Origin of the sequence: Rhodococcus sp. 06-470-2 (assembly GCF_002258235.1) — a bacterium.
Classification (GTDB): domain Bacteria; phylum Actinomycetota; class Actinomycetes; order Mycobacteriales; family Mycobacteriaceae; genus Rhodococcoides.
In genome coordinates this window covers 137,296-150,887 of sequence record NZ_NOYB01000037.1, presented here as the reverse complement: position 1 = coordinate 150,887, position 13,592 = coordinate 137,296, and the positions used below count along the sequence as shown (strand labels likewise).

Annotated in this window: 13 protein-coding genes; 6 read left to right on the top strand and 7 right to left on the bottom strand. The window is 64.3% G+C overall.

Going from position 1 to position 13,592, the window contains the following annotated elements; genetic code table 11:
* Position 1 precedes the first annotated feature (1 nt).
* Positions 2-1,666 (bottom strand): FAD-binding dehydrogenase, encoded by a 1,665-nt coding sequence (locus tag CH276_RS20730; RefSeq protein WP_094631553.1) that lies wholly within the window; start codon positions 1,664-1,666, stop codon positions 2-4.
* A 128-nt stretch (positions 1,667-1,794) separates the two neighbouring features.
* On the opposite strand from CH276_RS20730, the gene CH276_RS20725 reads away from it, so the two are divergent.
* A complete protein-coding gene (locus tag CH276_RS20725) occupies positions 1,795-2,997 on the top strand; it encodes a helix-turn-helix domain-containing protein (RefSeq protein ID WP_094631552.1) in 1,203 nt (400 codons plus the stop codon).
* A gap of 111 nt (positions 2,998-3,108) precedes the next feature.
* Here the strand turns inward: CH276_RS20725 and CH276_RS20720 are convergent, their stop codons facing one another.
* Entirely contained in the window at positions 3,109-4,008 is a 900-nt protein-coding gene (locus CH276_RS20720) for a 3-hydroxyacyl-CoA dehydrogenase (RefSeq protein ID WP_094631551.1), read from the bottom strand.
* A gap of 328 nt (positions 4,009-4,336) precedes the next feature.
* On the opposite strand from CH276_RS20720, the gene CH276_RS20715 reads away from it, so the two are divergent.
* Positions 4,337-4,702, top strand: a complete 366-nt coding sequence (locus CH276_RS20715; RefSeq protein ID WP_094631550.1) for a DUF1330 domain-containing protein — start codon at positions 4,337-4,339, stop codon at positions 4,700-4,702.
* A 58-nt stretch (positions 4,703-4,760) separates the two neighbouring features.
* Here CH276_RS20715 and CH276_RS20710 read toward each other — a convergent pair whose 3' ends face one another.
* Positions 4,761-5,585, bottom strand: a complete 825-nt coding sequence (locus tag CH276_RS20710; RefSeq protein WP_094631549.1) for a dienelactone hydrolase family protein — start codon at positions 5,583-5,585, stop codon at positions 4,761-4,763.
* 139 nt (positions 5,586-5,724) lie between these two features.
* Positions 5,725-6,102, bottom strand: a complete 378-nt coding sequence (locus tag CH276_RS20705) for a hypothetical protein (protein WP_045196123.1) — start codon at positions 6,100-6,102, stop codon at positions 5,725-5,727.
* Between the two features lie 68 nt (positions 6,103-6,170).
* Here CH276_RS20705 and CH276_RS20700 point away from each other — a divergent pair, with 68 nt between their 5' ends.
* Positions 6,171-6,719 (top strand): TetR/AcrR family transcriptional regulator, encoded by a 549-nt coding sequence (locus tag CH276_RS20700; RefSeq protein WP_141214760.1) that lies wholly within the window; start codon positions 6,171-6,173, stop codon positions 6,717-6,719.
* Positions 6,720-6,732: 13 nt separating this feature from the next.
* Here CH276_RS20700 and CH276_RS20695 read toward each other — a convergent pair whose 3' ends face one another.
* Genes CH276_RS20695 through CH276_RS20685 form a run of 3 tightly spaced genes read right to left on the bottom strand, consistent with a single transcriptional unit; the run spans position 6,733 to position 10,488 of the window.
* The gene (locus CH276_RS20695) at positions 6,733-7,527 is read right to left on the bottom strand and encodes a MerR family transcriptional regulator (protein WP_094631547.1); all 795 of its coding nucleotides are present in this window, start codon (positions 7,525-7,527) and stop codon (positions 6,733-6,735) included.
* A 55-nt stretch (positions 7,528-7,582) separates the two neighbouring features.
* Entirely contained in the window at positions 7,583-8,875 is a 1,293-nt protein-coding gene (locus CH276_RS20690; RefSeq protein WP_045196129.1) for an MFS transporter, read from the bottom strand.
* A complete protein-coding gene (locus CH276_RS20685; protein WP_094631546.1) occupies positions 8,872-10,488 on the bottom strand; it encodes a class I adenylate-forming enzyme family protein in 1,617 nt (538 codons plus the stop codon). Before CH276_RS20685 ends, CH276_RS20690 begins: the two co-directional genes overlap by 4 nt.
* Before the next feature lie 152 nt (positions 10,489-10,640).
* Between CH276_RS20685 and CH276_RS20680 the strand changes: the two genes are divergently transcribed.
* From CH276_RS20680 to CH276_RS20670, 3 genes are all read left to right on the top strand, one after another.
* Positions 10,641-11,258 carry a TetR/AcrR family transcriptional regulator gene (locus CH276_RS20680; RefSeq protein ID WP_032394273.1) on the top strand — a complete coding sequence of 206 codons (618 nt, stop codon included), beginning with the start codon at positions 10,641-10,643 and terminating at the stop codon, positions 11,256-11,258.
* Between the two features lie 91 nt (positions 11,259-11,349).
* Positions 11,350-12,561, top strand: a complete 1,212-nt coding sequence (locus CH276_RS20675) for an acyl-CoA dehydrogenase family protein (protein ID WP_032394250.1) — start codon at positions 11,350-11,352, stop codon at positions 12,559-12,561.
* Positions 12,558-13,583, top strand: coding sequence for a phosphotransferase family protein (locus CH276_RS20670; protein ID WP_032394249.1), 1,026 nt, complete (start codon positions 12,558-12,560; stop codon positions 13,581-13,583). Before CH276_RS20675 ends, CH276_RS20670 begins: the two co-directional genes overlap by 4 nt.
* The last annotated feature ends 9 nt before the right edge of the window (positions 13,584-13,592 follow it).

The window sequence follows — 13,592 nt, the reverse complement described above, 5'->3', positions numbered from 1 at the left end:
GTCACGCCTGCGCGGCGATCGCGCGTCCCGCCTGACGGCCGCCGAAGATGCACCCACCGAGGAAGGTTCCCTCCAGTGAGCGGTACCCGTGCACACCGCCGCCGCCGAATCCTGCGATCTCACCGGCCGCCCACAGCCCGTCGATCGCGTGTCCGTCGCCATCGAGAACCCGGCCCTGCAGGTCGGTTTGGATGCCGCCCAACGTTTTCCGCGTGATGATGTTCAGACGCACGGCAATCAACGGACCCGACTTGGGATCGAGGATCTTGTGCGGCGAGGCGGTACGCGCGATGCGTTCTCCGCGCGAACGACGCGAGTTGTGGATTGCGGAGATTTGCAGGTCCTTGGTGAACGGGTTGTCGACCTCACGGTCGCGGGCCTCGATCTGCCGCTTCAGATCGACGAGGTCGATCAGATTTTCGCCGGAGATCCTGTTCATGCCCTGGACGAGTTCGGCGAGGGTGTCGGCGACGACGAAATCCTCTCCGTTCTTCTTGAACGCCTCGACCGGTCCGCTGGCGCCGGGCAACACTCGACCGAGGACGAGCTTGAGATTCTTGCCGGTGATGTCCGGATTCTGCTCCGATCCCGAGAGCGCGAACTCCTTCTCGATGATCTTCTGCGTCAGAACGAACCAGGAGTAGTCGAATCCACTGTCCTGGATGGCTTTCAACGTTCCGAGGGTATCGAATCCGGGAAAATTGGGCACCGGGAACCGTCGACCACGCGCGTCGAACCACATGGACGACGGGCCGGGAATGATTCTGATTCCGTGATTCTTCCAGATCGGATTCCAGTTCTTGATGCCCTCGGTGTAATGCCACATACGGTCCTTGTTGACCAGACGTCCACCGACTTTCTCGGTGATGCCGAGCATGCGGCCGTCGACGTGTTCGGGGACTCCGGAGATCAGAGACTTCGGAGCCGTTCCCAACCGTGCCGGCCAGTTCTCCCGCACCATGTCGTGGTTGGCTCCGATGCCGCCTGCGGTGACGAGCACGGCTCCGGCACGCAGCTCGAACTCGCCCACCTCGACGCGGGTACTACCCGAACCTCGTTCCGCGGCACTGGGTTCGAGAACTACGCCGCGAACTCCCTCAACTGTGCCTGCACTGACGATGAACTCGTCGACGCGGTGACGAAAACCGAAGCGCACCAATCCCTTGTCGGCGGCCTCCCGCACGCGCCGCTCGAACGGTGCGACAACCCCGGGCCCGGTACCCCAGGTCAGGTGGAACCGCGGAACCGAATTCCCGTGTCCCTCGGCGAGGTAGCCACCACGTTCGGCCCACCCGACTATGGGTACCCACCGCACGCCCTGCGCGTGCAGCCAGGAGCGCTTCTCCCCCGCCGCGAAGTCGAGGTACGCGCGCGCCCACTGGTGTCCCCAGTAGTCCTCGCCGGCCGGATCGTCGATGCCGCGATCGAAGGTAGCGGTGCCGAGCCAGTCCTGCCACGCAAGCTCCGCGGAATCCTTGATGCCCATGCGTCGCTGCTCCGGGGTGTCGACCATGAACAGACCGCCCAGGGACCAGAACGCTTGACCGCCCAGGTTCTGCTCGGGCTCCTGGTCGAGGAGGAGCACCCGTTTTCCGGCGTCGGCCAGTTCGGCGGTCGCCACCAGTCCGGCCAAGCCTGCACCCACCACGATCACGTCTGCGTCCATTGCCCCACTCTTCTGCTCGACCCGACTGTCTCCCTCGACTGTGCTGTCGTGGGCGCCGGAACTCAAGGAAATCGGCTTCGTTGACAATACGGTTCATCAGCCACCGACAAATATGAGACGATGCCGCGATGTACCGAGCCCGGACCGCGGTGGTCGCCGAGATCGAAGCGGAACTGGTGGCTGTCGTGGCGTCGGCAGTGCAGGCCGTGCGGGATGCAATTCCGGTCTACCGCACCCTGGACGGTCCGCAGTCGGCCGATGTCGAGGCGATCGCCTACTGGTCGCTGCGTCGCCTGATGACGCTGTGGGCAGGCGGCGATCCGGCTCTCGACGGACGTGATCACAGTCGATTTCGCGCGATCGGTGCGGCTCGCGCCGCCGACGGCCGACCGTTGGCCGACGTGCTCAGAGCCTATCGAGTTGCATCGAGCGTGTTCGTTCGGCACGTGGCGACCGAGTACCTCGATGCGCTCGACCCACCGGACATCGCCGATCTCAGCCTGGGCGTGCTCGACGCCATCGACGCGATATCCGAAGAGATCATCGGCGCGTACATCGTTGCGCGCGAACAACTCACATCCAATCGGGCGCAGGCTCACGCCCTCTTGCTCGACGACCTGCTGGCGAACAGACACAACTCGCCCGGAGCGGTGGCCGATCGCGCCCGCGAACTCGACCTGGAACTGTCCAGTCACCCGAATCTACTGGTGGTGGAAATGACAAGCGCGGGCAGAGCACTGACCGATGACACCATCGAATCTCTGGTTCTCGCACTGGGACTCGCGCCGCCCGATCGCACCGCGCCGTCGACGACGCGCAGTCACCTGTGCACCCGACGCGAGCAGCGGGCGATCCTGCTGCTGCCGTCCTCGATCGGTCGAGACCGTGCCGACGGCGCGTCCCGAGCGACCGGTGTGCGTGGATGCCTCGTGGAGCTGTCGACCATTGCCGGTGTCAGCGGCGCGTGGAGGCTCGCTTCCGATGCTCTGGACACGGCACCGGATCATGCGTTCGACGACCGCGCCGTGCTCGACACCGGCGACGGGCAGCTGCTGGCACTGTTGACCGCGCGGCCCACCGCGGACACGAGCGAGGTGGTGCGCACCGTACTCGGCTCGCTCATCGAGGCCGCGAATGCGCACATCCTCGACGGGCTTTCGGCCTTCATCGCCACCGGCACCGCCACGGCCGCAGCGGCACAGTTGCATGTGCATCCGCAAACGTTGCGTTATCGACTGCGCCGAGCCCAGGAACTGACCGGCCGAGATCCGCGATCGGCGTGGCATCGGCTGGCACTCGACACGGCGATTCAACTGCGGCAACTCGGTTGATTCGGCTCGGCGGCCATCGCTGCGGTGCGCGACGGGCTACGACAGAAAGCTGTCCGGGCCATACCTCGACAACAGCCTCTTCCATCGGAACGAGACAGTGATCGAGCGCGTTCAGTTGATGTTCCACGACTCGACAGCATCGAGTCGCCGGCCGTCGGGATCGTACGTGTAGAAACCCTCTCCGTCCCCGAGGCCTGTCTTTCCCGCGTCGATGCCCTTCTGCAGCATATCGGCGAATTTCACTTGATCCTCGCCACCGCTTGCGCGCGCGATGTGTGCTGCGACGTTGAAGCCGACCGTGTCGTATATCTGGAACGGACCGGCGGGCGCCCCGGTGGCTATTCGCCACACATTGTCGATGTCGGCAGGATTGGCAACACCGCCGACGTAGAGGTTGGCTCCTGCTTGCAGCAGCGGAATCAACAGACTGTTCAACACGTATCCCGGTACTTCCTTTCGGACCGGAACGGGAACGAGACCGATCTCCGAAGCGAAGTTCAGTACGGTATCGAAGTGAACGGGATCTGTTACAGCAGTTGCCATCACCTCACCTGTGTTGTACCGCCACACGAGATTGGCGAAGTGCAGTGCGAGAAATTTATCCGGCCGCCCGGTGGCATCCGCAAAGCTGCTGGGCAGTAGCGACGACGAGTTGGTCACGAAGATAGTTCTAGGCGGGGCGGACGCGCCGATATCCGACCAGACACGTTTCTTCAGCTCGAGATCCTCCGGAACCGCTTCGATCACCAGGTCGGCGTCCGAAACGGCTTCCGCGACGCTGGTGGTGGTCGTGATGGATTCGATGGCCTCGTCGAAGCGTGCCTCGTCGAAGGTCTTCAAGTCGCGCTTGTAGTATCCGCGCATCCATTCCCAGCGATCCGGCAGTTTGGCCAACAATTCGTCTGAAATATCGTATCCCACAACGGTTTTCCCATGGTACGCCGCCTGCATCATGATCTGCGAACCGAGCACTCCAGTTCCGAATACGGTCACTTTCTCAACATCAGTCATGGACGACACACTTCCCAATTATCGAGTGACTGGTTTCCCGCTCTGCAAGTTCTACGCTGACCATGGAACCACCGTCTGGGGGTCCAACACCGGATCGACTCGCTGAACGAGCGGTCGAGTCTTCCCGAGGACCTGTCACCCGGGCAAAGAAATCGAGCGCGCTCCCATGACAACCGCCATGGCCAACTGCCCGGCGGTGTCACCGATACTGTCGGTTGCATCTGCATTCGGAGGCCCTTCGCCGCCGTCCGTGCTTGATTTTCGATGCGTGGTGCCGTCGGTGGCAATTTCCTCTCCATCGGATCGTCGGCTGACGCATACTCGATCGATGGCTGTCGATCCCCGCGGAAGAGACCTCAGGCGCTTTCTGGAAGAAGACCCCGGTGGGCCTGTAGTGATGCTCAACCTGCTGCGGTTCGCCGACGGTGGCCGCGATTCGTACGCAGAGTATGCGAAAGCACTGGACGAGACGTTCCTCCCGCGCTACGGCGCGACGGTGCTGTATGCGGGCGACGGCTCGACGGCATTGGTAGCCGACGACGGTCAGGCCTGGGATGCGGTTCTGCTGGTGCAGTACCCCTCCCGCAAGGCGTTCAGCGACATGGTGGCCGATCCCGATTACCAGGCGGTGACGGCACTGCGGACCGGCGCGTTGAAGGAGGCGGTTCTGCAGGCCACCGTTCCGTGGTCGTGAATTCGGGGCTCGCCGACCGAGTTGCTCGGTACTCGGCAGGAGCGAGACAGCGATCTACTCACTCTGTCGGCAGCAACCGACTACGGAACAGGTCGAGCACCTGATCCAACGCCTGCCGTGTCGGCTCCCCCGGAGCATCGATCAGTCCTTCGGTGACGACCGAATGCGGCGGTCCGAATGCTTCCGGGTTGAAGGCGGAGTCGGGCAGTTCCACCGAGACGAATGCGTCGCCGAGCTGCTCACGCAGCCATTGGAATCGCGCGGGCGGGCACATCTTGTCGCCTTCGAAACGCATCCCCAGTACCGTGAGCTCCCCTGCTGCACAACGACTCTTCACCTTGTCGAGGTCGCCAGGGGTGATGTCGATGGATCTACCGCGAGACTTCGATGCCGCGAACGGAAGTGAGGGCTGCGAGAGCACCGGTGCGATCAGTCGGTCGTCCGCCGCCATGGCGAGGGCGAATCCGCCGGTGAAACACATTCCGATGGCACCGACGCCCGGTCCGCCGCAGCGCTCGTGCTCCTGCGCTGCCAGGGCGCGCAACCACACCACGATGCGCGACGATTTGCCGGTGGCCAGGATGGTGAATTCGCGGCTGATGCACGCCGGCACCATGGCGCGGGACATGGTGGCAACGGTGCCGAGCGCACCCAGTGGCGCGGCCAGCGGATCCTTGCCGTCGACTCCGAACAGGTGCGGAACAACGGCCGTACAACCGATTCCGGCCACGGTTCTCGCGAAATCCGCGACCCTCGGAGTAATGCCGGGCATTTCCGACATGACGATCACGGCAGGCCCGGTTCCGATGCGATACACCGGCGCTGTCCGCCCGTCTGCGGTGAACTCGGTTCGCTCGAAGTCGGCCAGCGTGTCATCGGTCATGGGAGTGCGTCCTTCTGCCAGAGGTCCACCGCGCCGAGCCGACGCATGCCGTCCAAGCTAGCCGTGCTTCACGAAATACGTCACCCCGACCGAGGATGTACGACAGGCGGCGACCGATACCGACGCGCTGGCCGGATGATCACCAGGAATCCGAGTCCGCGATGATCGTCACGCCCAGCACGACGAACAGCGTTGCGCCGGCGGCCACTCCGGCCAGACTCGCCGCAGGCGCGCCCGCACGACGTCCGATCACACTTGCCGCGACGTCGAGAACATCGATCGCGATCCCGGCCTCCACGGCTGCTCTGCGAACGTCTGCGGATGGGTGGTGCAGTGCCATTCCCAGCGCGAGATCGCGAACTCCGAACAGACGCGTCGCCACCCCCGCACTTCCGGCTTGACGCATGGGTCCGAGACCGAAGGCACGCCACGAGTGCGCTGGACTCACCCACGAGACCACTCCGGCGGTCGATCGCAGAACCGACAGTGCGAGCAATGGAGTCGAACGTGTACGCATGACGTCTCCCTTGAGTTGTAGTGGTCACTACAACTCAAGCTACCTGTAGTGGCCACTACAATCAAGGAGTGGTCAAGAGACATTCACGCGAGGAGATGCTGTCCGTGGCACTGGAGGCCGCCCTGGAAGGGGGCCTGAGCCGCTTGACCTTCGGCAGACTCGCAGCGCGCTTGAAGATCAGCGATCGCACGGTCGTCTACTACTTCCCGACGAAGGACGACCTCGTCACGTCTGTGCTGTCGGTAGTCGGAGATCGATTGCAAACCGTGTTGGCCGCGGCGTTCTCGACGCCGATGAGGGATCACCGCGCGCTGGTCGCGACGGCGTGGCCGGTTGTGGCACAGCCTGAGTACGATCCGCTGTTCGGTCTGTACTTCGAGGCGATCGGACAAGCAACAGCAGGACTCGAGCCCTACAGATCTGTGGCCTCGCACTTGGTCGAGGGCTGGATCGAATGGCTCGGGGGCTTCGTGGTCGGCGACGCGCACCATCGACGAACGGAAGCGGCAGCTGCCGTGGCGATGCTCGACGGCCTTCTGCTCATGCGTCTTCTGGGAGGCAGTGACCTCGCCGATACTGCATCGACCTCATTGCTCGATCACCGACGAATCCGCTGAGGGGCAAACGGATTCAGGACGCCACCGGTTCCGAGATCGGCGTCTGGAAGGACCACAGGTGACCCTCGAGATCACGAACGCCGTACTCCCTGACGCCGTAGGGCATGTCGGTGGGCGCGTAGTCGATTGCTGCGCCGGTTGCGGACACCCGTCCATGATGGGTGTCCACGTCGTCGATCAGGACAGCGAGCGAGGCGGTGACCATGCCGTTGGTCAGGGGCGACACCATCCGATGTTCAGGAGCCTCGCGGTGCAACCAGACAACACCGTCACCGGCGTGAACCTCGCCGTGGACTGCTCGGTCGCCGTCGTATTCGATCGGTCCCGGTGCGAGTCCCAGCACGTCGACGAGGTAGGAATGGGCTGCCGCGATGTCTCGATAGACGAGCAAAGTGGTACGCCTGGTCACCGCCGGCTCGTCGGTCGACAGGCCCGACAGCAGGTCCAACAAGGCGTCGTCTCCCGGCTGAGCGCCCTGCAGAAGCCGGTCCTCGACTGCCCGAACCCGTTCGCGCACCCGGGCTAGCTGTGTCATCCGGTGGTCCAGGTCGGTCAGATGCTGCCGCGTCAGGTGCTGGAGGTCCATCGCTTCCGGATCGACATCGGCAAGCGGTGTACCCAATTCTCGGAGCAACCGAATTCGGTACAGCCGATCGAGGTCTCCCCCGCCGTACCGACGCCTGCCCCCGCCGTCTCGGTCGGGGGCGAGCAAACCCAGTTCCTCGTAGTACCGCAACGTACGTTCGGTGACGCCGGTTCGACGCGCGACGTCACCGATTCCCCAGGTGATCGGACCGTTGTTGTTCATGAATCAGACGGTAGAACCTCACGTCACGTCAGGAGCAAGCTCGACCGAAGTCGGTTCAGACATCTTCGAGTCGAATTCCCTTGGTTTCCTTCATGAAGAAGCACGCGACACCGGTCATCGCGGCCAGGAACATGATGTACACGCCGAACACCCAGCCCAGATCGAGGCCGAGGAAGAGTTGGTTGAGATAGGGCGCAGTTCCGCCGAATACCGCCACCGAGAACGAATAGGCGAATCCGATTGCCTGCGTGCGGAGTCGGGTGGGAAAGCTCTCCGACAGTGTCGACGACAGGATCGAAGCCGGAACGGCGATGACGAGCAATGCAACCGTCGACGGGAGCAGCAACGTCCACCACTGCGTCGAGATCATCATCGTCAGCGGGATCTGCAGTACGAACATCAGCACGGCGAAGGCGGCCAGCATCGGCCGACGACCGATCGAATCCGAGAGACGACCGAAGAACGGCAGCGACACCAACGCGATCAACTGAGCGATGACCAGCATCCAGTACGCGGTGTCGGGGTTCATCCCACGCTGTGTGATGGCGAACGTCGAGACGTAGGAGGTCCAGGTGTAGTGCGCCGCCGTGATTCCCGACGTCATTCCGATCATCAACACGATCGCCTTCACGACGGTCTTGCGTGCGATCGGGGCCTGCTTCACCTTGTTCTGTTCCGAATCGAAGACGTCGCTCTCGTCCATGTTCTTGCGCAGGTACAGAGCGAACAGCGCCAGGAGTGCACCCAGCAGGAACGGGATGCGCCAACCCCATTGACCGACAGCAGATTCGGACAGGGTCGAGGTGATGACGCCACCGACCGTGTATGCCAGTGCCGAGCCACCGAAGATCGCGACGAACGCGACGCTTCCCCACATGCCTCGACGGTTCGGTGGCGCGATCTCGCCGACGTAGGAGTAGGCCGTCGCCGACTCGCCGCCGTGCGCGAAACCCTGCATGACGCGGGCGAGCAGCAGCAGTACCGATGCCCAGGCCCCGATCGCTCCGTAGGTGGGCATGATGCCGATCAGCAGGCTTCCGGCTGCCATCATCAGCATGGTGGTGACGAGAACGAACTTGCGCCCCTTCTTGTCTGCGATCCGGCCGAACACGATGCCGCCGAGCGGCCGCATCAGGAATCCGACGGCGAACACCGCCAACGTCGACAGCAGGGCCGAGACCGGATCGCTCTGGCTGAACATCGCCGCGGCGATGAACGGCGCGAACACTGCGTAGGCGCTCCACTCGTACCATTCGAGTACGTTGCCGATCGTGCTGGCGAACAACGACTTCTTCCGCGAGGAGATGTCCGGTGTCGAGCGGGTGTCGCGGGGTGATCCGACGGTCATGGGGTGCCACTTTCGCTCGAGTGAGTCTGTGCTGAAACAGGTTTGAGTGCTGCGCGACGAATCTTCCCGGTCTGCGTCTTGGGCAGCTCGTCGATGATGTGGATTTCTTTCGGACGTTTGTAGGCAGCGAGCCGATCGCGCGCGAAGGCCATCAGCTCGTCCGTGGTCACGGCCGGACCACTGCGGACCGACACGTACGCGACCACCGATTCCCCTTGATAGGTGTCGGGACGACCGACCACGGCTGCCTCGAACACCATCGGGTGTTCGTAGAGGGCGTCCTCGACTTCTCGGGGCCAGACCTTGTATCCGGAGACGTTGATCTGGTCCTTGAGTCGGTCGACGAGATAGACCCAGCCCTGTTCGTCGATGATCGCTACGTCCCCGGTGTGCAGGCGACCTTCGGGCATCGTCGACGCCGACGCCTCCGGGTTCTGCCAGTACCCCGAGACCACCTGCGGCCCGGACACTTCCAACTCGCCGGCTACTCCCGTTTCGGTGGGTAGCCCGGTGGGATCGAGTGTGCGCAACCGCACGCGAGGGAGGGGCAGTCCGACGGACAACGATCCACTCGACGCGTCCACCGGTGCCCGGAGTCCTGGCGGTACCGCGATCACGCCTGCGGTGGTCTCGGTCATTCCGTACGCGTTGTGGATGTAGCACCCGAACTTCGCCTCGAACGCGGAGACGGTGGCCGGCGGAATGGGTGCGCCGCCGGAGTACAGCGCCTTGACGGAGGCGAAATGTCTGCGGTCCGCGCCGGGGCTCTCGGAGATCGCGTTGAACACGGTGATGGATCCGATGGTGTAGGTGACTCGATGCTCGACGAAAGCGTCCAGTGTGACGCCTGCGTGGAAGCGGTGAGCGAACACGAGCACGCAGTCGCGCACCAGAGCCACAGCAGCATCGAGCATGGCCCCGGTGATGTGGAACAGGGGCGCGACGGCGAAGACGACGTCGCCGTCCTCCGTACCCGCACGCTCACCGAAGTCCGAGGCCGTCGCGAACGCGTTGGCGTGCGAGATCCGGGCCCCCTTGGGCGGCCCCGTGGTTCCGGAGGTGTATGCCAACAGCGCAAGATCGTCCGGCTGCGGTGCGGTGTCCTCCGGCATTCGACCGCGGTACGCCTCGACGAGGCCGAGCATGTCGTTCTCGGGTGTGGGCGTGACCCGCGTCGTCGCGGCGAACACTCGCGGATCGTTGCGAGTCTGCAGATCCAGTCCGCTGGTGCTCACGAAGAACCGAATCGTACTGCCTTGCAACGAGGTTTCGAGCTCGCCGAGATCCGACTCGTCGCACACGAGCGCTACGGGCTCCGCGTCGTCGAGCAGGTGTCGCAGTTCTCGGTTGCGGTACATCGGATTCAGGATCAGAGCTACGGCACCGATCTTCCACAGCGCCAAGAACGTCAGTGCGTAGTGCGGAACGTTCTGCAGGTAGATGCCGACGCGGTCACCGGGATTCACTCCGCGGTCCGCGAACGCGGCAGCGAGAGCGTCGGAGGCCTCGTCGACCTCGCGGGCGGTGAGAACGGCATCGAAGTACGCCAATGCAGGCCGGTCGGGCGACCGGAACACCCGGGCGCGCCAGGCATCGAGGATGGTGAGGGGCATCGAGGACTCTTTCCATCGAACGTTGGCCTGACCGAGATCGACCGACCGAACACTCGCTCGGTCGATACTCGGTAGTGTTACGGATCACAACAGAAGTGTCAACCGGGTGCTTCCGGGACCACACCCGCCGCCCGGCCATCTACGGTGGGCGCATGACCGCGACATCCACCTGGCGAACGTACGAGGGCTCGAACCTCTCCCCTGCCTTGTCGTCGGCGTTGAAGACGTTCGTGGAACAGGGCTACCACGGAACATCGGTGCGGCAGATCGCAGCAGAAGCCGGACTGTCGGTTCCCGGGCTCTACCACCACTTTCCGTCGAAGCAGGCTCTTCTGGTGGGCATCATGGACGCGGCGATGGACGAGCTGTTGGAGCGAACTCGATCGGCCGAGGCCGGTGCCGGTACGTCGCCGAGTGACCGTTTCGACGCCGTCGTCGAATCGCTACTGCTGTTCCACATTCACAGGCGCGACGCCGCATTCGTGTGCTCGACGGAAATCCGCAGCCTGGACCCCGGGAACCGCTCCGCCTACATTGCCAAACGGGACGAGGAGCAACGACTGCTCGACGCGATCGTCGCCGCCGGTGTCGATGCGGGCCTGTTCGACACACCGCACCCGAGGGACGCCAGTCGAGCCGTGACGACGATGTGTGTCGGCGTAGCGACGTGGTATCGACCGGACGGGCCGTCGACTCCGAGCGAGCTGGTGGCGGTCTATCTCGACATCGCCCGTCGCACGGTGGGTGCCACGACCGGCGGGCACCGATAGCTACCCGGGGATCCTTGACCCGACCGACCGATTGTGCCAATCTTCCAGTGACCGAGCGAGTGTTCGGTCGGTATCGGAATGGGAGCGCATCGTGGCCATCGATCTGACGTACGACCCCGACATCGAGAAGCTGATCGATCGGACACGCACGTTCACCCGCAATCATGTGCTTCCCATCGAAGACCGATTCCTGGGCAACGTCGCCGACGCCGGAGGTGACGATCTACGCATCGAGATGCAGGCGGCCGCCAAGGACGCAGGCGTGTTCGCGCCGCACGCGCCGGTCGAGTACGGCGGCCACGGGCTGTCGATGAGCGACCGGGCACCGGTGTTCGAGGAAGCCGGATACTCGCTGTTCGGTCCGATCGCCCTCAACCTCGGAGCCCCCGACGAAGGCAACGTGCACATGCTCGCTCACATCGCGTCGGCAGCGCAGAAAGAGCAGTTTCTCGCTCCGCTCGCGCGCGGCGACGTGCGGTCGGCTTTCGCGATGACCGAACCCGCGCCGGGTGCCGGTTCCGATCCCGCGGCACTCACCACCGCCGCCGAGCGAGTCGAGGGTGGCTGGAAGATCAACGGGCACAAGTGGTTCATCACCGGAGCCGACGGCGCAGGCTTCTTTATCATCATGGCCCGCACCTCGGGCGCGCCCGGCGATCGCGGCGGGGCCACGATGTTCCTGGCACCCGCCGACACCGCGGGAATCAGGGTCGGCCGACACATCGGTACTTTGGACAAAGCGATGATCGGCGGTCACTGCGAGGTGTTCTTCGAGAACGCGTTCGTGCCCGACGAGAACGTGCTCGGTGCCGTCGACGAGGGATTCGCGTACGCCCAGGTTCGATTGGGCCCTGCCCGGATGACGCACGTGATGCGCTGGCTCGGAGCCTCCCGCCGTGCGCACGACATCGCCGTCGCGCAGGTTGCCCGGCGCGAGGGATTCGGCGGAAAGCTCGGAGACCTCGGCATGGTGCAGAAGATGGTCGCGGACAACGAGATCGACATCGCGGCCACCAGGGCGCTGCTGACGGTGGCGTGCTTCGAGTTGGATCGAGGTGGGCACGCGGCCAACGAGACGTCGATCGCGAAGACGTTCGCCGCCGAGGCCATCTTCCGTATCGTCGACCGCAGTATCCAGATGTGCGGCGGCCTCGGGGTTTCCGACGATCTTCCGTTGGCCAGGCTCTCCCGCGAAGTACGCCCGTTCCGGGTCTACGACGGCCCGTCCGAGGTACACCGGTGGGCCATCGCCAAGCGGACGATCGGTGCTGCCAAGCGCGCAGCGCGGGAGGCACAGGCGTGAGCGAACTGCCCGGTATGAATCTCGTTGCGCTGGAGAGGTTTCTTCGAGAACACGGAATCGACGTCGACGGCGCATTGTCGGTCGAGATGATCAGCGGCGGTCGGTCCAATCTCACCTACCGGGCGTACGACGACACCTCGACCTGGGTCGTCCGTCGACCTCCAACCAGTGGGCTGACGCCCTCCGCGCACGACATGGCCCGGGAATGGGCCGTCACCGAGGCGCTGGCGGGCACCGATGTACCGGTCGCTCGAACCGTCGCGTTCGACCGAGACGGTTCCACGTTGGGTGCGCCCATGACCGTCGTGGAGTTCGTCCCCGGCCGAGTGGTCCGCACGCGGGAAGATCTCGACGATCTGACGGACGAGCAGGTCACTGCCAACGCCGCGGAGCTGGTTCGAGTTCTCGCGCGACTGCATGCGGTGGATCCGGACGCCGTCGGCCTGGGTACCTTCGGCCGACCCGACGGTTTCGTCGCGCGGCAGGTCGCCACGTGGGCTCGGCAGTGGGACCGAGTCAAGACTCGCGACCTGCCCGATGTCGACCGATTGCATCGCGCGCTCGAAGCGGCGGTACCGGCGGGATCTGCGTCGTCCATCGTGCACGGCGACTATCGTGTCGACAACACCATTCTCGACGCCGATGACGTCGGTTCCGTTGCTGCGGTGGTGGACTGGGAGATGTCGACGCTCGGTGATCCCCTGACCGACGTCGCACTGATGTGCATCTACCGCCAACCGGTCTTCGATGCGGTCCTCGGCGCAGACGCTGCATGGACGAGCGATCGATACCCGTCCGCGGCGGACCTCGCACAACACTACGCAGTGGAATCCGGTCGAGAACTTCATGATTGGGGCTTCTACCTCGCCCTGGCCAATTTCAAGCTCGGAGTGATCGGTGAGGGAATCACCCACCGCGCGCTGTCGGGCTCCGACACCGGGGCCGGTGCAGGCAATGCCGCGGAGGCCACCGGGGAGTTCATCGCGGCCGGGCTACGGGCACTCGCAGGAGCCACCGACTGACACGAAAAC